Genomic DNA, 21864 nt, shown 5'->3' with positions numbered 1-21864 from the left:
GCTCCCCGAGCTTATTTGACGGAGTCTTGCCATGACCATCGACATAAGCCAGTTCTTCCAGGTCTTCTTCGACGAGGCCGAGGAGCTGCTGGCTGAAATGGAAAGGCTGCTGCTCGCCGTCGATGTCAGCGCGCCCACGGAGGAGGATCTGAACGCGATCTTCCGCACCGCGCACTCCGTCAAGGGGGGCGCGGGAACGTTCGGCCTGTCCGACATGACGGAGGTGACGCACATCCTCGAGACGCTGCTGGACCGCATCCGCAAGGGCGAGATGGCGCTCACCGGCGAGCACGTGGACGCCTTCCTGGCGGCCAAGGACGCGCTCAAGATGCAGCTGGACGGCCACCGCCTCGGCACGGCCGTGGACCAGGATGCCGTGGGCGACGTGCGCATGATGCTGCAGCACCTGGCGCAGGACGTGCCGCTGGCGGCGATCGCCCACGTGGCGCCGGCGTTCCAGACGGCGGCGGTGGAAGAGGAGACGGTCGATCACAGCGGCGGGCGCCGCTATCGTCTCGAACTGCCGAAGATGGCGCACCGCGAGGTCACGGCGCTGGCCGCCGAACTGGGCCTGTTGGCGCACGTCACCGTCACGCCGCTCGACAACGAGCGCAACGCGATGGTCGTCACCACGCACGAAAGCCTGGACGACATCATCGCCATCTGCTCGTTCGTGCTGAACACGGAAGAGATGACGGTGACCGAACTGCCCGTGCTGACGCCGGAGCAGGCGGCGCTGGAGCAGGCCGAACGCAGCAAGGTCGAGGACGACCTGGGCTACGGCTTCTTCGACCCGCTGCCGAAATCGGAAGTGGGCAAGACCGCCAGCACCTCCGGCACCACCGCCGAAGGGCAGGGCTATGGCTTCTTCCAGCCGCTCGACGAGATCCGCGCGCAGGCGCAATCCGGCGCGGACGATGCGCGCGGCTACGGTTTCTTCCAGCCGGTCGAGCAGATCCGCGCCGCCGCGGGCATCAAGGATGCGCCGCCGGCCGAGAAGGCCGAGGAAGAAAAAAGCCGGCCCGCAAGGATGAAAAGGTCGCGGCAGCGCCGGCGCACGGCGCCGAGTCGTCGTCGATCCGCGTGTCGATCGAAAAGGTCGACCAGCTGATCAACCTGGTGGGCGAGCTGGTGATCACGCAGGCGATGATCGAGCAGCGCGTCGACACGCTGGACCCGATGGTGCACCAGCGCCTGCTGGCCTCGGTCAGCCAGCTCACCCGCAACACCCGCGACCTACAGGAAGCGGTGATGTCGATCCGCATGATGCCGATGGACTTCGTGTTCTCGCGCTTCCCGCGCATGGTGCGCGACCTGGCCACGAAGCTGGGCAAGAAGGTCGACTTCATCACCAACGGCGCCGCGACGGAACTGGACAAGGGCCTGATCGAGCGCATCGTCGATCCGCTGACGCACCTGGTGCGCAACAGCATCGACCATGGTATCGAGATGCCGGAAGCGCGCCGCGCGGCGGGCAAGACCGATGCGGGCCGGCTGTTCCTGTCGGCCACGCACCAGGGCGGCAACATCATCATCGAGGTGTCGGACGATGGCGCGGGCCTGAACCGCGAGAAGATCCTGGCCAAGGCCAAGCAGAACGGCCTGCCGGTATCGGACAACATGCCCGATGCCGACGTGTGGCAGCTGATCTTCGCGCCGGGCTTCTCGACGGCCGAGCAGGTCACGGACGTGTCGGGCCGCGGCGTCGGCATGGACGTGGTCAAGCGCAACATCACGGCGCTGGGCGGCTCGGTGGACATCCGCTCGGCCAAGGGCTTCGGCACGACGATGTCGATCTCGCTGCCGCTGACCCTGGCGATCCTGGACGGCATGTCGATCCGGGTTGGCGAGGAGGTCTACATCCTGCCGCTGGGCTTCGTCATCGAATCGATGCAGCCGGCGCCGGAAGACGTCAAGGAAATCACCGGCAAGGGCCGCGTGGTCAAGGTACGCGGCGAATACCTGCCCCTGATCCCGCTGTACCAGATGTTCGACATCGTGCCGCGCTACACCGACCCGTCCGAGGGCATCCTGGTGATCCTGGAAACCGAGGGGCGCAAGGCCTGCCTGTTCGTCGACGAACTGGTGGGGCAGCAGCAGGTGGTCGTGAAGAACCTGGAATCGAATTACAGAAAAGTTGCAGGCATCAGCGGCGCCACCATCCTGGGCGATGGCGGCGTGTCCCTGATCCTGGACGTCGCGGCGCTGATCCGGTCCTCGCGCCAGCTGGCCGACGACCCCATTACCAATACGCTTAGCTAAACAAGGAAAGACCATGGCAGACGCAAACAATGCCGACATCGCAGGCCACGAGTTCCTGGCCTTCAAACTGGGTTCGGAAGAATACGGCATCGACATCCTGAAAGTGCAGGAGATCCGCGGCTACGAAGCGGTGACCCGCATCGCCAACGCGCCGGAATTCATCAAGGGCGTGATCAACCTGCGCGGCATCATCATCCCGGTGGTCGACATGCGCATCAAGTTCCGCCTGGGCGAGCCGGTGTACGACCAGTTCACCGTCGTCATCATCCTGAACATCAACGGCCGCGTGGTCGGCATGGTGGTGGACAGCGTGTCCGACGTGACCACGCTGGAACCGGACCAGATCAAGCCGGCGCCGGAAATGGGCACCGCGTTCTCGTCCGAATACATGATCGGCCTGGGCACGATCGACGAACGCATGCTGATCCTGGTCGACATCAACAAGCTGATGTCGTCGCCGGAGATGGGCCTGATCGAACAGATGGCGGCCTGACCGGAGGACGACTCCGGGACTGTCCCGGAATTGTCCGATCGGGCAAGTCCGGGGGCACGCGCCTCATTGCAGGGATTACCGCCCAAAAAACGCGGTGCAGCAGACCAAATTTTTTTGTATTAACAGGGGCATGCGCCTCGCAGAAGGCGAGCCGTAGCTTCATCAATCACAGGGTAGGGGACTCAAATGAGTGTTCGCAATTACAAAATCGGTACAAGACTAGGCTTCGGGTTCGGCATCATCCTGCTGATCCTGGTGGCGCTGGTACTGTCGTCCAACAGTCTCAACATGCGCAACAAGGCGCAGTTGATGGAAGGCCTGGAACTGACCAGCGCCAAGAGCCTGCAGGCCGGCGCCATGAAAAGCGCCATGCTGGAATCGGGCATCGCGATGCGCAACATCGGACTGCAGTCCGACGTGGAACTGATGCAGAAGGAAGAAGAGAAGGTCAAGGCGCAGCGCCAGCGTTACGAAGCCGCCCGCGGCAAGCTGGAAGCGCTCGGCCTGGATGCCGACGAGAAGAAGGTGCTGGGCGAACTGGCCGCGCTGGACAAGGACGTGGACGCCGCGTTCAAGGACGCGATGGCGCAGGTGCTGGCCTTCAACGCCGAAGGCGCGACCAAGATCATCGCCGGCCGCATCGACCCGCTGAACACCCGCACGCTGACCGCGCTGAATCATCTGGTGGACCTGCAGCACAAGGCCACGCAGGCGTTCCAGGAACGTTCGCTGCAGGCCGACAACCGCGTCATGGTGCTGACCCTGGTGCTGGGCGCCATCGGCGTCGCCGTGGGCGTCGTCTGCGCCCTGTTCACCACCCGTTCGATCACCGTGCCGCTGGCCGGCGCCGTGGAAGTGGCGCAGCGTGTCGCCGCCGGCGAGCTGACCTCGCAAGTGCGCGTGGAAGGCAAGGACGAGACCAGCGAACTGCTGCAGGCCTTGAAGGACATGAACGACAGCCTGGTGCGCACCGTCGGCCAGGTCCGCAGCGGTACCGAGACGATCACCCAGGCTTCGCAGGAAATCGCTTCCGGCAACGCCGACCTGTCGGCCCGTACCGAAGCGCAGGCCAGCTCGCTGGAGGAAACCGCCAGCTCGATGGAAGAACTGACGTCCACCGTCAAGCAGAATGCCGACAACGCGCGCCAGGCCAACCAGCTGGCCGTGACGGCATCGTCGGTGGCGGAAAAAGGCGGTACCGTGGTGTCGCAAGTGGTCGACACGATGGGTTCGATCAAGGAATCGTCGGGCAAGATCGTCGACATCATCGGCGTCATCGACGGTATCGCGTTCCAGACCAACATCCTGGCGCTGAACGCGGCGGTCGAAGCGGCCCGCGCCGGCGAACAGGGCCGCGGCTTCGCGGTGGTGGCTTCCGAAGTGCGTAACCTGGCCCAGCGTTCGGCCAGCGCCGCCAAGGAAATCAAGGCGCTGATCGACGACTCCGTGACCAAGGTCGACGCCGGCGGCAAGCTGGTGGACGAAGCCGGCCAGACCATGGGCCTGATCGTCACGTCGATCAAGCAGGTCGCCGACATCATGGGCGAGATCACCGCCGCCACGCAGGAACAGAGCAACGGCATCGAGGAAGTCAACCAGGCCATCACGACGATGGACGAAATGACCCAGCGTAACGCCGCCCTGGTGGAAGAAGCCGCCGCCGCCGCCGAGAGCATGCAGGAGCAGGCGCAGCGCCTGGCCGAAGCGGTCAGCATCTTCAAGCTGGGCACGGAACACGCACCGGTCGCGCGCGCCGCGGTGGCGCCGAAGGCGCAGCTGGCCAAGCCGGCTGCCAAGCCAGCCGCTCGCGCGGTAGCGGTCCGCCCGCAGGCACCGAAGGCCGCGGCTTCCGCCGCCCCGGCGCCGGCCAAGAAGGCGACTGCTCCTGCCGGCGACGACTGGGAAGAGTTCTGATGTAACGGCGCGGCCGCTTCCGGGAGGCGGCCGCGTATTCTGAACTCCCGGTAACGCAAGGATAAGGATAATGTCCAAGGACACCGTCAAGGAGTTTGATTTCAATGCCCGCGACTTCGAGCGCGTACGCGGCATGATCTACAAACGGGCCGGCATCGCGCTGGCCGACAGCAAACAGGAGATGGTGTACAGCCGGCTCGCGCGGCGCCTGCGCGCCACCGGCATCTCATCCTTCGTGAAATACCTGGACGACCTCGAAGCGGGCCGCCTGGGCAACGAGTGGGAAGCGTTCACCAACGCGCTGACGACCAACCTGACGTCGTTCTTCCGCGAATCGCACCACTTCCCCCTGCTGGCCGAACACGTGAAGAAGCACCGCGGCGAGCAGCTCAATATCTGGTGTTCCGCCAGCTCCACCGGCGAGGAACCCTATTCGATCGCGATCACCGTGTGCGAGGCGTTCGGCACCTTGACCCCGCCGGTGCACATCATCGCCACCGACATCGACACCAATGTGCTGGCCACGGCCGCCAACGGCGTCTATCCGATCGAACGCATCGACAAGCTCACGCCCGAGCAACAGCGCAAGTTCTTCCTGAAGGGGAAGGGCGACAAGGCCGGCCTGGTACGGGCCCGCCCCGAGCTGCGCCAGCTGATCACCTACCGCCAGCTCAACCTGCTGGACGAGAAATGGGACATCCGCGGCCCGTTCGACGTGATCTTCTGCCGCAACGTGATGATCTACTTCGACAAGGCCACCCAGCGCAAGATCCTGTCGCGCTTCGTGCCCCTGATGAAACCGGACGCCCTGCTGTTCGCGGGCCATTCCGAAAACTTCCTGTACGTGTCGGATGCGCTGAAACTGCGCGGGAAAACGGTGTATGAACTGGATACGGGCGCGAGCGCCGTCCGGGCCATGCCGCAACGAGCATAAGAAGACACCATGGAAAACGAACACCTCGCCACCAACGTCTATTACGACCGCACGTTCGATACCCAGGCGGCCAAGATCCTGCCGGGCGAGTACTACTACACCAGCAAGGACATGCTGATCGTGACGGTGCTCGGCTCGTGCGTCTCCGCCTGCATCCGCGACCGCGTGTCGGGCCTGGGCGGCATGAACCACTTCATGCTGCCGGACGGCGGCGCCGACAGCAACAGCCCCGTTTCCGCGTCGGCCCGCTACGGCACCTTCGCAATGGAGATCCTGATCAACAGCCTGCTGAAGTCCGGCGCCCGGCGCGACAACCTGGAGGCCAAGGTCTTCGGCGGCGGCGCCGTGCTGAAGGGCTTCACGGCCATGAACGTGGGCGAACGCAATGCCGCGTTCGTCCAGACCTTCCTGCGCAACGAACGCATCCGCGTCGTCGCGGAAGACCTGAACGACATCTACCCGCGCAAGGTGTATTTCTTCCCGCGCACGGGCAAGGTGCTCGTCAAGAAACTGATGCAATCGCATAACGATACGCTGGCCAAACGCGAGATCGAGTATGCGAGCCGCCTGAAAGTCCAGCCGGTGGCTGGCGAAATCGAGCTGTTCTGAGACTGGCACTGATGACAATCAAAGTACTGGTGGTCGACGACTCCGCGCTGATTCGCAGCGTCATGACCGAAATTATCAACAGCCAGGCCGACATGAAGGTGGTCGGCACGGCGCCCGACCCGCTGGTCGCGCGCGAGCTGATCAAGCAGACCAATCCCGACGTGCTGACCCTGGACGTCGAGATGCCGAAAATGGACGGCCTGGATTTCCTGGAAAAACTGATGCGCCTGCGGCCGATGCCCGTCGTGATGGTGTCGTCGCTGACCGAGCGCGGCTCCGAGATCACGATGCGCGCGCTGGAGCTGGGCGCGGTCGACTTCGTGACCAAGCCGAAGATCTCGATCCAGACCGGCATGCGCGAGTACACCGACCTGATCGCGGACAAGATCCGCGCCGCGTCGAAGGCGCGCATCCGTGCCCGCACGCTGCCGCAAGCGGGCGCCGAAGGCGGCGTACCCCTGCCACAATTACGCAATCCGCTGATGTCGTCCGAAAAACTGATTATCGTGGGCGCGTCCACGGGTGGTACCGAAGCGATCCGCGAGTTCCTGATGCAGATGCCGTCCGACTGCCCAGGCATCCTGATCACGCAGCACATGCCGGAAGGCTTCACGCGCTCGTTCGCGAAACGCCTCGACTCGCTGTGCCGCATCTCGGTGCAGGAAGCGGCGGGCAACGAACGGGTGCTGCCGGGTCATGCGTACATCGCGCCCGGCCATTCGCACCTGCTGCTGACCCGCTCGGGCGCGAACTATATGACCAGGCTGGACCAGGGTGAACCCGTCAATCGGCACCGGCCGTCGGTGGACGTGCTGTTTCGCTCGGCGGCCCAGCATGCCGGCAAGAATGCTGTCGGGGTGATCCTGACGGGCATGGGCAAGGACGGCGCTGCTGGTATGCTGGAGATGAAGACGGCCGGGGCGTATAATTTTGCACAGGATGAAGCCAGCTGCGTCGTGTTCGGCATGCCGCGCGAGGCCATCGCCGTCGGCGCCACGCACGAAGTGGGCGCACTGCAGGCGCTGCCGGGCATGGTGCTCGGCTACCTGGCACAGCACGGCATGCGCTCGCTGCGCGTGTAACGGGTTTGCCGCGGCGGGGAGCGCGGCGCTCGAACGAAGAGCGTCGCGTGATCGAGACAATTACAGTGCGCGTTTGATACGGTATTCTGGTTTTTTACCGGCAGTGACAGGGTGTTCTGTTCCCTACGGGTAACGATAATGCTATCCTACAACTTGCTGGTAGTTCAGAGCTAAATTTAATAACCGCGTTATAAAGAATCAACGGAGTAATTCATGGCTGATCCAAAGATGAAATTTTTAGTTGTTGACGACTTCTCGACGATGCGCCGCATCGTCCGGAATCTGTTGAAAGAACTGGGTTATGCCAACGTGGACGAAGCGGAAGACGGCGTGATGGCGCTGGCCAAGCTGCGTGCCGAACAATTCGACTTCGTCGTGTCCGACTGGAACATGCCGAACATGGACGGCCTGACCATGCTGCAGAACATCCGTGCCGATCCCGCGCTGGCCAAGCTGCCGGTGCTGATGGTGACCGCCGAGGCGAAAAAGGAAAACATCATCGCGGCGGCCCAGGCCGGCGCCAACGGCTACGTCGTCAAGCCTTTCACGGCCGCGACGCTGGACGAAAAACTGAACAAGATCTTTGAAAAGCTCGGAGCCTGATTTCATGGGCGAGCAAGCAGCGGCAGCGGTCACCAGTACGGCCGCCATGACGGATCCGAACGAGGAATTCCTGTCGCGCATCGGTCACATGACCCGTGCGCTGCATGAAAACCTGCGTGGCCTGGGACTGGACAAGCTGATCGAGAAGGCAGCGGAGGATATCCCCGATGCCCGCGACCGCCTCGACTACGTGGCACGCCTGAGCGAAAACGCGGCGCAGAAGGTGCTGAACGCCACGGACGAGGCCGGCCCGCTGCAGGACGGCATCGCCAGGGATGCAAAGGAACTCTCCGCATCCTGGCAGGCCTTGCTGGACGGCGGGGGCGGCGAAGGCGACTGGCGCGCACTGGCGCAGCGCACCATTGCCGCGCTGGGCTCCGCATCGGAAGCGACCACCGCCACCAAGGGCCACCTGATGGACATCATGATGGCGCAGGATTTCCAGGACCTGACGGGCCAGGTGATCAAGCGTGTCACGTCGATCGCCCAGAACTTGGAAAAACAGCTGGTGCAGACGCTGATCGATTTCGCGCCGGAACAGCTAAAGAAGGAACTCGACACGGGCCTCTTGAACGGTCCGCAGATCGACAAGACGGCCGAAGGCATCGTGGCCGACCAGGAGCAGGTCGACGACCTGCTGGACAGCCTGGGCTTCTGACCAAGGCGGGTGGCCCGCCGGGCCGCCCCCGCAACCGACCCCGCAATGCACCAGACCCATTTCCTCGTGCGCGAGCCGTTGCTGGACCCGCAACAACGGGTGGTCGGCTACGAACTCACGTGGCAGCACAATCCGGACCTGGCCGTGACGCAGGCGGACCTGGAAGACCTGGTCGGCTTCGTCGCCAGCCAGGTCAACGATCCCGAGCGCGGCTGGCTGCTGCGCGACAAGACCCTGTTTCTCGAAGCCGTGCCGGCGATGCTGTCGACGGACGCGCTGTACGACCTGCCGCCGCAGCACACCGTGCTGTCCATTGCCACGCGCGAGCTGACCAATCCCGACACGCTGGCGGCCGTGCGCGCGCTGCGCGCGGGCGACGTCGGCATCCTGCTGCGCAACTGCGACATCGCCCGCGCCGGCAACCGCCTGCCGACGATCTGCTCGTATGTCGAGGTGCGCTTCTCCGGCACGGACGTGGCCACGCAGGCGCGCACCTATGCCGCGCTGAAGCAGTCCTCGGTGCGGATGGTGGGCCGCCCGGTGACGACGTGGGCCGATTTCGACGCCTGCGCCGCGCTGGGCATCGACGCCTTCGTCGGCAAGCTGCACCTGACCCCGCGCCCCGGCTCGGAAGCCAAGGGCCTCAATCCGGCGCAGACCGTCATCCTGCAACTGATGCAGATGGTCAACGCGAATGCGGACGTGGCGAAGCTGGAAAGCGTGTTGAAGCGGGACGCCGCGCTCTCCTACAAGCTGCTGCGCTACATCAATTCGGCCGGCTTCGGCACGGGGCGCGAGATCCAGTCGCTGAAGCAGGCCATTACCTTGCTGGGCTACCAGCCCCTGTACCGCTGGCTCACCCTGCTGCTGGCCACGGCCAGCACGACCGGCTACTCGCCCGTGCTGCTGGAAACGGCCGTCGTGCGCGGCCGCTTGGCCGAGCTGCTGAGCCTGGAAACCCTGGGCCGCGCCGAGGCGGAAAACGTCTTCGTCGCGGGCATGTTCTCGCTGCTGGACCGTCTGCTGGGCCTGCCGATGAAGGATGTGCTGGAAACGATCCAGCTGTCGGACGAAGTGGTCAAGGCGCTGCTGGAGCGGGGCGGGCGCTACGGCCCCTACCTGGCGCTGGCGGAAGCGTGCGAGCTGAACTCGACCTTGGTGTCGTCGCTGGCCGCCACGCTGAAGATCAGCCCGGCGGACGTCAACAAGGCCCACCTGTCCGCGCTGGCGTGGACGCAGAACGTCACGGCCTGACCCCCGCCTACGGCCCAGCCCGTGTCCCACCGCGGGGTCAGTCACCAAAACGGGACACGACCTCGACTGTCAGAGGACAGTCCTTCCCCCATACAGATCAGCTCGTGTCCCACTTCGGTGACTGACCCCGGGGTGGGACACGAGCCCGGCTGTAGCGATCAGATCTCCAGGTTGTCGATCAGGCGCGTCGTGCCCAGCTTGGCCGCGGCCAGCACGACCAGCGGAGCGCCTTGTGCCAGGTCGCCGGCGTTGGGCGGCTGCAGGTCGCTGCGCTTGCGGATGCTGATGTAGTCGGGCTTCCAGCCTCGTTTGGCGAGGTCGTCCATGGCCTTGTGCTCCAGCTGGAAGACGTCCAGGTGGCCGGCGCGCATTTCGTTGGCGACGAAGTTGAGCGCCTGGTACAGCGCCGGCGCTTCGGCGCGTTCGGCTTCCGACAGGTACATATTGCGCGACGACAGCGCCAGGCCGTCTTCGGCGCGGTAGGTCTCGGCGCCGATGATTTCCGTCGGCAGCGCGAACTGGCGTGCCATGTTGCGCACGATCATCAGCTGCTGGTAGTCCTTCTTGCCGAACACGGCCACGCGCGGCTGCACGCACGAGAACAGCTTCGTCACGACGGTGCACACGCCATTGAAGAAGCCGGGGCGGAACTCGCCCTCGAGCGTGTTGCCCAGGCCGTCCGGCGGCTGGACGCGGTATTCCTGCGGCTCCGGATACATGTCCTTCTCGGTCGGCGCGAACAGCACGTAGACGCCTTCCTTTTCCAGCTTTTCCACGTCCGCCTGGAAGGTGCGCGGGTATTTGTCGAAGTCTTCGTTCGGGCCGAACTGCAGGCGGTTGACGAAGATCGACGCGACGACGGGGTCGCCGTGGCGGCGCGCGATGCGCATCAGCGACAGGTGGCCCTCGTGCAGGTTGCCCATGGTGGGCACGAAGGCGGTACGCAGTTGGCCGCGCAACTGGTCGCGCAGCTCTTCGATGGACGAGATGATTTTCATGTCTTTATTATGGATGCCGGTTGGTCAGGCAGGCGAATAGGCGAGGCGCACGTAAATGGGCGCGAACGGTTCGGCCTGGGTAATTTCAATCAGGGTTTCCTTGGCCAGCTCCAGCATGGCGACGAAGTTCACCACCAGCACGGGCACGCCACCGGCCACGTCGAACAGGTCGGCGAACTCGACGAAGCGCTGCGACTGCAGCCGGCGCAGGATCATCGTCATGTGCTCGCGCACCGACAACTCTTCCCGGGTGATCTTGTGATGCTGCTTGAGCTTGGCACGCTTGAGCAGGTCGCGCCACGCCGCCTGCAGGTCTTCCGCGCTGACGTCGGGCCACACCGGCACGAGGCTTTGCTCGATGAAGATCTGGGTGCGGACGAAATCGCGGTCCAGCTGGGGCAGGGCGTTCAGGTCGACGGCGGCCAGCTTGATCTGCTCGTATTCGAGCAGGCGGCGCACCAGTTCCGCACGGGGATCGTCCAGTTCCACTTCGATATCGTGCTGGCGCTGCGGCAGCAGCATGCGCGACTTGATCTCGATCAGCATCGCCGCCATCAGCAGGTACTCGGCCGCCAGCTCCAGATTGGACAGCCGGATCTGGTCGACATACTTCAGGTACTGCAGGGTGACCTGCGCCATCGGAATGTCGAGGATGTTGAAGTTCTGCCGGCGGATCAGGTACAGCAGCAGGTCGAGCGGGCCCTCGAACGCTTCCAGGAAGATTTCCAGCGCGTCGGGCGGAATGTACAGGTCGGTCGGCAGGTGCAGCAGCGGCTCGCCGTACAGGCGTGCAAAAGCGGCACCGTCGGCCTGGGCCGCGGCGCCAGCCGGCTCGTCGGAAACGGGGGGAGGCGGAACGTCGCCTGGCGCGACGGCGATGCCGGCAGCGGCTTGCGCCTGGTCCGCCGGGTCGTCCGCCGCGTCGTGGGGCAGCATGCGTGCCGTCCTCTGTCAGCGCGTCAGCTTACAGCTTGTTCTGGTAGACGTAGGCTTGCTGCTTGATGGCGGATTCGCGCTGGCGGGCGCGCTCGTCCAGCGACAGCGGGGCCTTGTCCCACAGCAGGGCGCGACCTTCGCGCTGGCCTTGCTCGATGGCCGGATTCTGTTCCTTCAGGCTCTTGATGAACTGGGTGTGGTCGGATTCGTAACCGCGGTGTTGCTTGAACAGGAATTTCATAGCTCGATTGGAAAAAAGGACATTGGTGAAAGCCAACGCGTATTCTACCGCGCTGCGGCATGCCGCAGGGAATTCTGTCGCAGCGCAGCGACGAGTTGTCGAATCGGTTATTCTCTACAGCAATGAATACCCGACTGACGCCCCATACCGTCTTCCTGTTGACCTTGCCCCCGCTGCTGTGGGCCGGCAACGCCATCGCCGGTCGCCTCGTGCACGATCTGGTACCGCCCATTCTGCTGAACCTGTTGCGCTGGGCGCTGGCACTGCTGATTCTGCTGCCGCTGGCCGGTCCAGTATTCCGGCGCGACAGCGGATTATGGCCGCACTGGCGCCGCTATGCCGTCTTGGGATTGCTGGGCGTCGGTTTGTATAACGCGCTGCAATATCTGGCCCTGCAAAGCAGCACGCCGATCAACGTGACCTTGGTGGCGGCCGGGATGCCGGTCTGGATGATGCTCACGGGCCGGCTGTTTTTCGGTGTGCGCGTCAGCCGCCGCCAAATCACCGGTGCCGTATTATCGATAGCCGGGGTATTGCTGGTATTGGCGCGCGGCGATGTGCAGCAACTGCTGGCATTGCGCCTGGTGGCCGGCGATTTATTCATGATCCTGGCGACGATCGCCTGGTCACTGTATAGCTGGTTGTTGACGCGTACCCATGAACCCGCCAGCCTGCGCGCCGATTGGGCGGGTTTCCTGCTGGCCCAGGTCGCATTTGGCGTGGTCTGGTCCGGTTTATTTGCCGCTGGCGAATGGGCATTATCGGAGGCGACCGTCCATTGGACGCCGACCTTATTTGCCGTGCTGGCCTATGTTGCCATCGGCCCGGCCGTGGTGGCATTCCGGTGCTGGGGTGAGGGGGTACGCCGCGCCGGCCCCGCCATCGCAGCTTTCTTCAGCAACCTGACGCCGCTGTTTGCCGCCGTTTTATCGTCGGCGTTTCTCGGCGAATTACCGCATCTTTATCATGGGCTGGCGTTCCTGCTGATCGTCGGCGGAATCATCGTGTCGTCGCGCCGGCCGGCCTGAAGGCGTGCGCCGATGGTGGCGTGGTTCTGCTACCGTGAATTGTCATTCAGTCGGGAGAATAGCTCATGCGTATATTGATGCTGATCGTCGCATCCGCCGCGTTGCTGCTGGCCGGCTGCGACAAGGCGCCGCCGAAGCCGCCGAAGCCGGTGGTGATCACAGGGCGCTGACTCTCGCAGTTGTGCCAGAGGTTGGCTTGGTTAAGCCGGGCGTTGGCATGGCGCGTCGGGGCTTGGGGTCTGTCCCTTTGGGACTGACCCCGGTTTTTATCACTGCCTTCACCCTTCAGTTGGCGATATGCACGGGCCAACAAATAAAACCGGGGTCAGTCCCCTGCGGGGACAGACCCCAAGCTATTCTGCAACTTTAGTCGCGCAGCACACGGCGCATGACCAGCGGCGCCGGCTCCAGCGGATTGGCATGCGAATATTCCAGCTCGGGCGCCAGTTCGAATTCATAGGCGGAATAAAAGTCGATCAGCTTCGGCTGGTCCGGCCGTACCGCCAGCCTCAACTCGTCGATTCCCGATTCCAGTCCGTGGTGAATCACGGCCTCCAGCAAATGCTGGGACAGGTTTTGGCCCCGGTATGCCGGCAGCACGCCCATCCTTAATATCTCCCACACGCCGGGTTCGGTATCGTGCGGCAGCCAGCGTACCGAGCCAATTGGCGTGGCGCCATCCAATAAAACAAAACCGCCGCCCTGGCGCAGGTGCTCTGCGACCAGGACGGCGGTTTCACGATGGCCGGAAGAGGTGACACTGACTTTGCCGGCCCACGCCTTGCGCGTGAGGCCGGCAATCAAGGTCGCATCCTCATCGTCCGCGGGGCGGACTGCGATCGGACTGCCCATCGGTATTCCGGGATCCTCAGCGGATACGCATGCCCGGTTGCGCGCCCGGCCATGGGTTCAGGATATAAATACCCGGATTGGCTTTCTCGTCCGCGCTGGAGGCGGCCAATACCATGCCTTCGGAAATCCCGAATTTCATTTTACGGGGCGCCAGATTCGCCACCATCACCGTCAATTTACCGACCAGGTCTTCCGGCTGATACATCGACTTGATGCCCGAGAAAACATTGCGGTGGCGGCCTTCGCCCACGTCCAGAGTCAGGCGCAGCAGCTTGTCCGAGCCTTCCACGTGCTCGCAGTTGACGATCCGGGCGATGCGCAGGTCGACCTTGGCGAAGTCGTCGATCTTGATTTCAGGTGCCAGCGGCTCGATGCCTTCCGGTGCCGCGGGCGCCGCGGCAGCCGCGGTCGGAGCGGCCACGGCAGGTGCCGGGGCGGCTGCCGGCTTCGGCGCGTCGAACAGGTCGTCGATCATTTTCGCGTCCACCCGCGTCATCAGGTGGCTGTAGGCGCCGATGGTGCGGCCCAGCATCGACGTGCTGGCGGCGGCCAGGGTCGTGTCGGCCCAGCTGTGGCGCTCGTCGTTCAGGAACGTGCGCACATTGGCGGCCACACCCGGCAGCACGGGCGACAGCAGGATCGTCAGCTGGCGGAACAGGATCAGGGCGGTCGTGCAGACTTCATGCAGCTCGGCCAGTTTCGTTTCATCCTTGGCCAGCACCCATGGCTTGTTCTCGTCGACGTACTGGTTCGTCACGTCGGCGATTTCCATGATCTCGCGCAGCGCGCGGCCGAATTCGCGCTGCTCGTAGCTGTCCGCGATCGTCACCTGGCGCTCGGCGCCTTCGGCGTTCGTCAGCGCGCGGCGGATCCAGCCCAGCGAGGTTTCCGACAGGCCGTCCGCCAGCTTGCCGTCGAACTTCTTGGCGATGAAGCCGGCGCAGCGGCTGGCGATGTTGACGTACTTGCCGATCAGGTCCGAGTTGACGCGGGCGACGAAGTCCTCGCCCGTGAAGTCCAGGTCTTCCACCTTGGAGTTCAGCTTGAAGGCGATGTAGTAGCGCAGCCACTCCGGATTCATGCCCAGGTTCAGGTAGCGCAGCGGCGAGATGCCGGTGCCGCGCGACTTGGACATTTTTTCATTGTTGACGGTCAGGTGGCCGTGCACGTTGACCTTCAGCTTGTCGATCACCGGGTGGTCGGCGAACTTCAGCATCGCCGGCCAGAACAGCAGGTGGAACGAGACGATGTCCTTGCCGATGAAGTGGATCTGCTCGGCGGCCGGGTCGTTCAGGAACGCCTCGAAGTCGATGCCCTTCTTGCCGAAGTAGTTCTTCAGCGAGGCCAGGTAGCCGACCGGCGCGTCCAGCCAGACGTAGAAGAACTTGCCCGGCGCGTCCGGGATCGGGATGCCGAAGTAGGGCGCGTCGCGCGAGATGTCCCAGTCGGCCAGCTTTTCGCCGGACTCGCCCAGCCATTCCGAGACCTTGTTGACCATTTCCGGCTGCAGGCGGCCCGGCGTGTTGAGCCAGTCGCGCAGGAACTCGAAGCAGCGCGGGTCGGACAGCTTGAAGAAATACTGCTCGGACGGCTTCAGGATCGGCGTCGCGCTGGTGAATACGGAGTACGGGTTGACCAGGTCGGTCGGCTGGTAGGCCGCGCCGCAGACCTCGCAATTGTCGCCGTACTGGTCCTTGGCGCCGCATTTCGGGCACTCGCCCTTGATGTTGCGGTCGGCCAGGAACATGCCCTTGACGGGGTCGAAGAAGCGGTCGACGGTTTTCGTCTGGATCAGGCCGACGTCGCGCAGGCGGCGGTAGATGCCCTGCGACAGCTCGACGTTCTCCGGCGAATCGGTCGAATACCAGTTGTCAAAGGCGATATGAAAACCGTCCAGGTATTGCGCGCGGCCGGCGGCGATCTTGGCGACGAATTCCTGCGGCGTAATGCCTTCCTTCTCGGCGGCGATCATGATCGGGGTGCCGTGGGTGTCGTCGGCGCCGACGAAGTGCACCTCGCGGTCCTGCTGCATGCGCTGGTAGCGGACCCAGATGTCGGCCTGGATGTATTCCATCATGTGGCCGATGTGGAACGCGGCGTTGGCATAGGGCAGGGCGGTGGTGACGAACAGCTTGCGAGTCATGGTCGGCGCGGAAGAAGATAAGGAAAACTGCCATTTTAACAGCGCCCGGGGCCGCTGCGCAGCGGTGCGGCCGCGCACCGTGTCTATCTGTCCATTTTGCGCTAGACTGCGGCATCACCAACGGAGAAATACATGAGCATCACAGTTGAAGACGTCAAGGCCGCCCTGTCCCAGGTCATCGATCCGAACACGGGCAAGGACTTCGTTACGACCCGGTCGGTCCGCAACCTGAAAGTGGAGAACGGCGCCATCGCCGTCGACATCGAACTGGGCTACCCGGCGCGCAGCCAGGTCGAGGGCATCCGCGCCGCCGTGCTGGCCGCGCTGCAGCCTTTTGGCCTCGGCATCGCCCTGAACGTCACCAGCAAGATCATCGCGCACACCGTGCAGCGCGGCCTGAAGCCGCTGCCGAACGTGAAGAACATCATCGCCGTCGCCTCCGGCAAGGGCGGCGTCGGCAAATCCACCACGGCCGTCAACCTGGCGCTGGCGCTGGCCGCCGAAGGCGCCACAGTCGGCGTGCTGGACGCGGACATCTACGGCCCGTCGCAGCCGATGATGCTGGGCGTGTCGGGCCGGCCCATGTCGAACGACGGCAAGACCATGGAACCGATGGAAGGCCACGGCATCCAGGTCTCGTCGATCGGCTTCCTGATCGATCCGGACGAACCGATGGTATGGCGCGGCCCGATGGTCACGCAGGCGCTGCAGCAGCTGCTGGACCAGACCAACTGGCGCGAGCTCGACTACCTGGTCGTGGACATGCCGCCCGGTACCGGCGACATCCAGCTGACCCTGTCGCAGAAGGTGCCCGTGACGGGCGCCGTGATCGTCACGACGCCGCAGGACATCGCCCTGCTGGACGCGCGCAAGGGCCTGAAGATGTTCGAGAAGGTCGGCATCCCGATCCTGGGCGTGGTGGAGAACATGAGCACCCACATCTGCTCGAACTGCGGCCATACCGAGGAGATCTTCGGCGCCGGCGGCGGCGAGAAGATGTGCGCGGACTTCGGCGTCGACTTCCTGGGCAAGCTGCCCCTGAAGATGGCGATCCGCGAGCAGACCGATTCCGGCAAGCCCACCGTGGTGGCGGACCCCGATGGCCAGGTCGCCACGCTGTACAAGGAAATCGCGCGCAAGGTGGCGATCAAGGTGGCGGAAAAGGCCAAGGACATGAGCAGCAAATTCCCTTCGATCGTGATCAAGAACGACTAAACAAAAGGAGTGTCATGCGCGCCCTGAAATTGCAAAGACGTACCTTGTTGGCTGCCTTGCTGGCAGTTCCGCTCTGCAGTATGGGGGCGTGGCAGGACACCGCCGCGACCAAGCCCGAAAAGACCGTCAAGCCCTGGCAGCGCCAGGCCAGCGGCACCGAGTCGCAGCTGCGCGGGCTGTCCGTCGTCAGTCCCACCGTGGCGTGGGCCAGCGGCGCCAAGGGTACCGTGTTGCGCACCGTGGACGGCAAGACCTGGAAGAAGTTCATCGTGCCGGGTGCGGAAACGCTGGACCTGCGCGACATCCAGGCATTCGACGCCGATACCGCCACGGTACTCAGCATCGGGCCCGGCGACTCTTCGCGCATCTACCGCACCACCGACGGCGGCGCCACCTGGAACCTGCAGATCACCAACCCGGATGCTGCCGGCTTCTGGGACTGCATCGCGTTCTGGGACCGCGACAACGGCCTGGTGTTCGGCGACCCGGTGAATGGCGCCTACCAGGTGCTGACGACCAGCGACGGCGGCGCCACCTGGCTGCCGACCGACGATCCCAACGGCCTGAAGGCGCTGCCGGACGAGGCGGCGTTCGCGGCCAGCGGCACCTGCCTCTCTGTCGCGAGCGAGAACGAAGCCTGGTTCGCCACCGGCGGCGGGGCGCAGGCGCGCGTGTTCCGCTCGACGGACCGTGGCCGCAGCTGGGAAGCGGCCGTCACGCCGATTCCGGCCGGTGCGCCGGCCAAGGGCGTGTTCTCGGTGGGCTTCCGCGATGCCGACGTCGGCCTCGCGGTCGGCGGCGATTATTCCGAGCGCCACCTGGGCACCCTGAACGGCGCCCGCAGCGAGGATGGCGGCGCCACCTGGACGCCGGCGCAGGTGCTGCCGGCCGGTTACATGTCGGTGGTGGTGCCCGTGCCGGGCGCCGCCGATTCCTTCGTGGCGGCAGGCCTGACCGGGTCCGGCTACAGCCTGGATGCGGGCCGCACGTGGAAGGTGCTGGACAAGCTGCCCGTCAACACGGTCGGCTTCGCGTCGCCCACGGTCGGCTGGGCGGTGGGGCCGAAGGGCCTCCTGATGAAGTACACGGGCCCCAAACTGAGCAGGTGAACCAGGGAGGCGTGCATGCGCAATCTGCAGCGTAGCGTCGCGGCCGGGCTGCTGGCCGCATTGGTGATGGGACCTGCCATGGCCCAGGGCCCGTCGGTATCGTTCGTCGAGCCGAAGGATGGCGCCACGGTGACCAGCCCGTTCAGGGTGAAGTTCGCGATCGTCGGCATGGAGGTGCAGCCGGCCGGCGCCGTGGTGCCGAACGCGGGCCATCACCACCTGCTGATCAATCGCGACAGCATCGGCAAGGGCCAGCCGATCCCGTTCGACGACAAGCACCTGCACTTCGGCAAAGGCCAGACCGAGGCCCACGTCATCCTGCCGCCCGGCCAGTACAGGCTGACGATGCAGTTCGCCGACGGCGCGCACCAGTCCTACGGCGAGGCGCTCAGCAAGACGATCAGCGTCACGGTCAAGTGAGGGGCAAACGAGGGCAAACAAGCGTCCGGCGGGCGCTACGGCCGGGTTCGTGTCCCACCCCGGGGTCAGTCACCATTGTGAGACACGAGCCCGGCCGTAGCCGTTGCTGTTGGCCTACTTCGCCCGGCTGAACGGCACGTCCATCGAACCCGCCTTCAGCCGGCCACCACCATTGGGGCCGTCGAAACGCAGCTCGAGTTCGCGCGACGTGATGAACCAGCTGCCGTCCGCCGCCGCGTACAGCGGTTCGCTCGCGCCTTCCTTCAGCGCCACTGTCAGCCCTTCGCCGGCGCGCGCGATCGTGAAGTCGCCCAGGCCGTCCAGGGCGTACTTGCCCGGCAGCGCCGCCAGCGCGGCCGCCGATGGTGCGACCGCCGCGCGCACGGTGCCGCGATGCGTCGGCCAGCCGTACTGGTTGGCCACGGCGCGCACGATCAGGTCCGCCAGCTCGCCGCCGCGGTCGCCGTTGGTCATCACGACGACACCGTCGCCCCGTTCCGTGTAGGCCGTCATCAGGCTCTGGTAACCCGCATTGGACCCGCCATGGCCGAAGTCCTGCGACTGGCCCTCGCCCATGGTGCCCAGGCCCAGGCCGTAGTTCTGCATGACGGGCGTCAGCATCAGCTGCGTCATCGATTGCGACAGCACCTTGTTCGACTGGCCTGCCGCCGAACGCTTGATCTCGATCGCGAATTTCGCCAGGTCGGAAGGCGTCGTCCACAGCCCCGTCGCGGCCAGTTCCGGGTAGGTGTGCGGCCCGCCCGGGATCGGCTTGCCGTTGGCGTCGTGCGGCAGCGCTGCGCGTGCCAGTTGCGCGGCCGGCAGTGGCTGGGCGAAGCTGCTGTCCGTCATCCCCAGGGGCCGCAGCACCGTTTCCTGCAGCAGCTGCGGGAAGGGCCGCTTGGCGCGTTCCGTCATCACATACTGCACCACCTGATAGCCGCCGCCCGAGTAGCGCCATTTGGTGCCGGGCCGTGTCGACACGTGCACGCCGCGCGAGTTCGCCGGCTTGGCGCCGTTCAGCAGCTGCACCAGGGTCGGCACGGCGGCGCCGGCAGGGTAGCCGGCGAAGCCATGCACCGTGGTGCCGGCCGTGTGCGACAGCAGCTGGCGCAGCGTGACAGGCGAGTTGTCCATGTCCTTCGGCAGCTTCCACAGCGTGGTGTAGCCGTTGACGTCGCGGTCCAGCGCCAGTTGGCCCAGCTCCACCATCTTCAGGGCCGCCATCGCCGTCACCGGCTTGCTGATGGATGCGGCCTGGAACAGCGTCGTGGGCGTGACGGGTGCGCCGCCCGGCGTAACGGCACCATAGCCGCGCGCCCATTCGATCTCGCCCGCGTGGATCACGGCGACGCTGACGCCGGGCACGTGCAGGCGTGCCATTTCGGCGGCCAGCGCGCGCGGTTTGAGCGGCGCGCCCTCGATCGAGACAGCGGGCAGCAGGCCGTTTTCGACGGCGGCGATACGCTGGGCCAGGGTAGGATCGTCGGCGGCGAAGGCTGGCGCGGCAAGCAGGCAGAGTGGGATGGCGAGGCGTCGGAACAAGGCGTGGCTCCTTAAAAGTTGTCGATTCGAGTATATGCGAGTTGCGGGTAAAATAAGCCCTTTATCCCTATCGCTTCGTACCGAAATGACCACTGCACCAGCCACCCCCGTCCGCACCCGGTTCGCTCCCAGCCCGACCGGCTTCCTCCACCTGGGCGGCGCCCGCACGGCGCTGTATTCCTGGGCCTATGCGCGCCACTTCGGCGGCACCTTCGTGCTGCGCATCGAGGACACCGACCTGGAACGCTCCACGCCCGAAGCCGTGCAGGCCATCATCGACGGCATGCAGTGGCTGGGCCTCGATCACGACGAAGGTCCGTTCTACCAGATGCAGCGCATGGACCGCTACCGCGAGGTGATCGGGCAGATGCTGGCCGCCGGCACCGCCTACCATTGCTACTCGACGCCGGAAGAAGTCGAGGCGATGCGCGAGCGCTTCCGCGCCGCCGGCGAGAAGCCGCGCTACGACGGCACCTGGCGTCCGGAAGAGGGCAAGACGCTGCCCGCCATTCCTGAAGGCCGCAAGCCCGTGGTGCGCTTCAAGAACCCGCTCGATGGCGACGTCACGTGGCACGACGTCGTCAAGGGCACGATCACGATCTCCAACAAGGAACTGGACGACCTGATCATCGCGCGTACCGACGGCACGCCGACCTACAACTTCTGCGTGGCGGTGGACGATTGGGACATGCGCATCACCCACGTGCTGCGCGGCGACGACCACGTCAACAACACGCCGCGCCAGATCAACATCCTGCGCGCGATCGGCGCGCCGCTGCCGGAATACGGCCACCTGCCGATGATCCTGGGCTCGGACGGGCAGAAGCTGTCCAAGCGCCACGGCGCCGTCAGCGTGATGGAATACCCGGCCCAGGGCTTCCTGCCCGAGGCCATGCTGAACTACCTGGCGCGCCTGGGCTGGAGCCACGGCGACGACGAGGTGTTCTCGATGGCGCAGTTCTGCGAGTGGTTCAACCTGGAGCACCTGACGGCGTCGGCGGCCCAGTTCAACAACGAGAAGCTGGCCTGGCTGAACAACTACTGGATCAAGCAGGCCGACAACGGCCGCCTGGCCGAGTTGGCCAAGCCGCGCATGCTGGCGGCGGGCGCCGATTTCGACAACGCCCCCGACCTTGCGACCGTGCTGGGGCTGCTGAAGGAGCGCACCAATACCGTCAACGAACTGGCCGACGCGGCAATGCTGTTCTACCGCCAGCCGCAGCCGGACGAGGCGCTGATGACGCAGCACTTCACGGACGCCGTCAAGCCGGCCCTGGCTCAGTTCGCCGAGCGCATCCAGACGGTCGAATGGACCAAGGAAGCCATTGCCGCGGCGATGAAGGAAGTGCTGGCCGCAAACGGCCTGAAGATGCCGCAGATGGCGATGCCGCTGCGCCTGATCGTCACGGGCCAGCTGCAGACGCCGGCCATCGACGCGGTGCTGCAGTTGTTCGGTCGCGCGACCGTGGCTGCGCGCCTGGCGAAGTACCTGTGAAGATTTACTGAAATTATTTCAGGAGGGTATTTGCGTTTTCCGTAACGGCTGCTATACTTCTGTCTCTTCGCAA

18 protein-coding genes and 2 pseudogenes are annotated in these 21864 nt (G+C 64.9%); 14 read left to right on the top strand and 6 right to left on the bottom strand.

Translation table 11 applies throughout. From position 1 onward, the window contains the following. Window positions 1-31 precede the first annotated feature (31 nt). The 9 genes and pseudogenes from cheA to E7V67_017580 all read left to right on the top strand — a co-directional run bounded on the left by cheA (window position 32) and on the right by E7V67_017580 (window position 9809). Window positions 32-2262: pseudogene (gene cheA, locus E7V67_017620) on the top strand (chemotaxis protein CheA). Window positions 2263-2275: 13 nt separating this feature from the next. Continuing rightward, the gene (locus E7V67_017615) at window positions 2276-2755 is read left to right on the top strand and encodes a chemotaxis protein CheW (protein ID WUR11512.1); all 480 of its coding nucleotides are present in this window, start codon (window positions 2276-2278) and stop codon (window positions 2753-2755) included. Between the two features lie 186 nt (window positions 2756-2941). Beyond that, window positions 2942-4669, top strand: a complete 1728-nt coding sequence (locus E7V67_017610) for a methyl-accepting chemotaxis protein (protein ID WUR11511.1) — start codon at window positions 2942-2944, stop codon at window positions 4667-4669. Window positions 4670-4739: 70 nt separating this feature from the next. Further along, window positions 4740-5603, top strand: coding sequence for a CheR family methyltransferase (locus tag E7V67_017605; GenBank protein WUR11510.1), 864 nt, complete (start codon window positions 4740-4742; stop codon window positions 5601-5603). A 9-nt stretch (window positions 5604-5612) separates the two neighbouring features. After that, entirely contained in the window at window positions 5613-6212 is a 600-nt protein-coding gene (gene cheD, locus E7V67_017600; GenBank protein ID WUR11509.1) for a chemoreceptor glutamine deamidase CheD, read from the top strand. An 11-nt stretch (window positions 6213-6223) separates the two neighbouring features. Beyond that, the gene (locus E7V67_017595) at window positions 6224-7294 is read left to right on the top strand and encodes a chemotaxis response regulator protein-glutamate methylesterase (GenBank protein ID WUR11508.1); all 1071 of its coding nucleotides are present in this window, start codon (window positions 6224-6226) and stop codon (window positions 7292-7294) included. 213 nt (window positions 7295-7507) lie between these two features. Continuing rightward, window positions 7508-7897 carry a chemotaxis response regulator CheY gene (gene cheY, locus E7V67_017590; GenBank protein ID WUR11507.1) on the top strand — a complete coding sequence of 130 codons (390 nt, stop codon included), beginning with the start codon at window positions 7508-7510 and terminating at the stop codon, window positions 7895-7897. A gap of 4 nt (window positions 7898-7901) precedes the next feature. After that, entirely contained in the window at window positions 7902-8555 is a 654-nt protein-coding gene (cheZ, locus tag E7V67_017585; GenBank protein ID WUR11506.1) for a protein phosphatase CheZ, read from the top strand. Window positions 8556-8600: 45 nt separating this feature from the next. After that, complete coding sequence (locus E7V67_017580) at window positions 8601-9809, top strand: HDOD domain-containing protein (protein ID WUR11505.1); 1209 nt, start codon at window positions 8601-8603, stop codon at window positions 9807-9809. Window positions 9810-9967: 158 nt separating this feature from the next. Here the strand turns inward: E7V67_017580 and panC are convergent, their stop codons facing one another. From panC to E7V67_017565, 3 genes and pseudogenes are all read right to left on the bottom strand, one after another. After that, complete coding sequence (gene panC / locus E7V67_017575; protein ID WUR11504.1) at window positions 9968-10807, bottom strand: pantoate--beta-alanine ligase; 840 nt, start codon at window positions 10805-10807, stop codon at window positions 9968-9970. Window positions 10808-10831: 24 nt separating this feature from the next. Beyond that, window positions 10832-11614, bottom strand: a pseudogene (locus E7V67_017570) (ScpA family protein). 157 nt (window positions 11615-11771) lie between these two features. Next, window positions 11772-11984, bottom strand: coding sequence for a DUF3460 family protein (locus E7V67_017565; protein WUR11503.1), 213 nt, complete (start codon window positions 11982-11984; stop codon window positions 11772-11774). 122 nt (window positions 11985-12106) lie between these two features. On the opposite strand from E7V67_017565, the gene E7V67_017560 reads away from it, so the two are divergent. Then, on the top strand, window positions 12107-13012 hold the full coding sequence (locus E7V67_017560; GenBank protein ID WUR16306.1) for a DMT family transporter: 906 nt from the start codon (window positions 12107-12109) through the stop codon (window positions 13010-13012). Window positions 13013-13378: 366 nt separating this feature from the next. Here the strand turns inward: E7V67_017560 and E7V67_017555 are convergent, their stop codons facing one another. Both E7V67_017555 and metG read right to left on the bottom strand, forming a co-directional pair. Then, window positions 13379-13864 carry a GNAT family N-acetyltransferase gene (locus E7V67_017555; protein ID WUR11502.1) on the bottom strand — a complete coding sequence of 162 codons (486 nt, stop codon included), beginning with the start codon at window positions 13862-13864 and terminating at the stop codon, window positions 13379-13381. A 16-nt stretch (window positions 13865-13880) separates the two neighbouring features. Next, window positions 13881-16007, bottom strand: coding sequence for a methionine--tRNA ligase (gene metG, locus E7V67_017550; protein WUR11501.1), 2127 nt, complete (start codon window positions 16005-16007; stop codon window positions 13881-13883). 132 nt (window positions 16008-16139) lie between these two features. Here metG and apbC point away from each other — a divergent pair, with 132 nt between their 5' ends. The 3 genes from apbC to E7V67_017535 are packed head-to-tail and all read left to right on the top strand — an operon-like array spanning window position 16140 to window position 18751. Continuing rightward, complete coding sequence (gene apbC, locus E7V67_017545) at window positions 16140-17222, top strand: iron-sulfur cluster carrier protein ApbC (GenBank protein WUR11500.1); 1083 nt, start codon at window positions 16140-16142, stop codon at window positions 17220-17222. Window positions 17223-17236: 14 nt separating this feature from the next. Then, window positions 17237-18331, top strand: coding sequence for a hypothetical protein (locus E7V67_017540; protein WUR11499.1), 1095 nt, complete (start codon window positions 17237-17239; stop codon window positions 18329-18331). A 15-nt stretch (window positions 18332-18346) separates the two neighbouring features. Then, complete coding sequence (locus E7V67_017535; GenBank protein WUR11498.1) at window positions 18347-18751, top strand: DUF4399 domain-containing protein; 405 nt, start codon at window positions 18347-18349, stop codon at window positions 18749-18751. 114 nt (window positions 18752-18865) lie between these two features. On the opposite strand, the gene E7V67_017530 is transcribed toward E7V67_017535, so the two are convergent. Continuing rightward, window positions 18866-20296 carry a serine hydrolase domain-containing protein gene (locus E7V67_017530; GenBank protein ID WUR11497.1) on the bottom strand — a complete coding sequence of 477 codons (1431 nt, stop codon included), beginning with the start codon at window positions 20294-20296 and terminating at the stop codon, window positions 18866-18868. 85 nt (window positions 20297-20381) lie between these two features. Between E7V67_017530 and gltX the strand changes: the two genes are divergently transcribed. Next, window positions 20382-21791, top strand: coding sequence for a glutamate--tRNA ligase (gene gltX, locus E7V67_017525; GenBank protein WUR11496.1), 1410 nt, complete (start codon window positions 20382-20384; stop codon window positions 21789-21791). The last annotated feature ends 73 nt before the right edge of the window (window positions 21792-21864 follow it).

Origin of the sequence: [Empedobacter] haloabium (assembly GCA_008011715.2) — a bacterium.
In the GTDB taxonomy this organism is placed as follows: domain Bacteria; phylum Pseudomonadota; class Gammaproteobacteria; order Burkholderiales; family Burkholderiaceae_D; genus Rugamonas; species Rugamonas haloabia.
The sequence above is the reverse complement of the archived record's forward strand: the minus strand, read 5'-3'. Positions and strand labels throughout refer to the sequence as shown.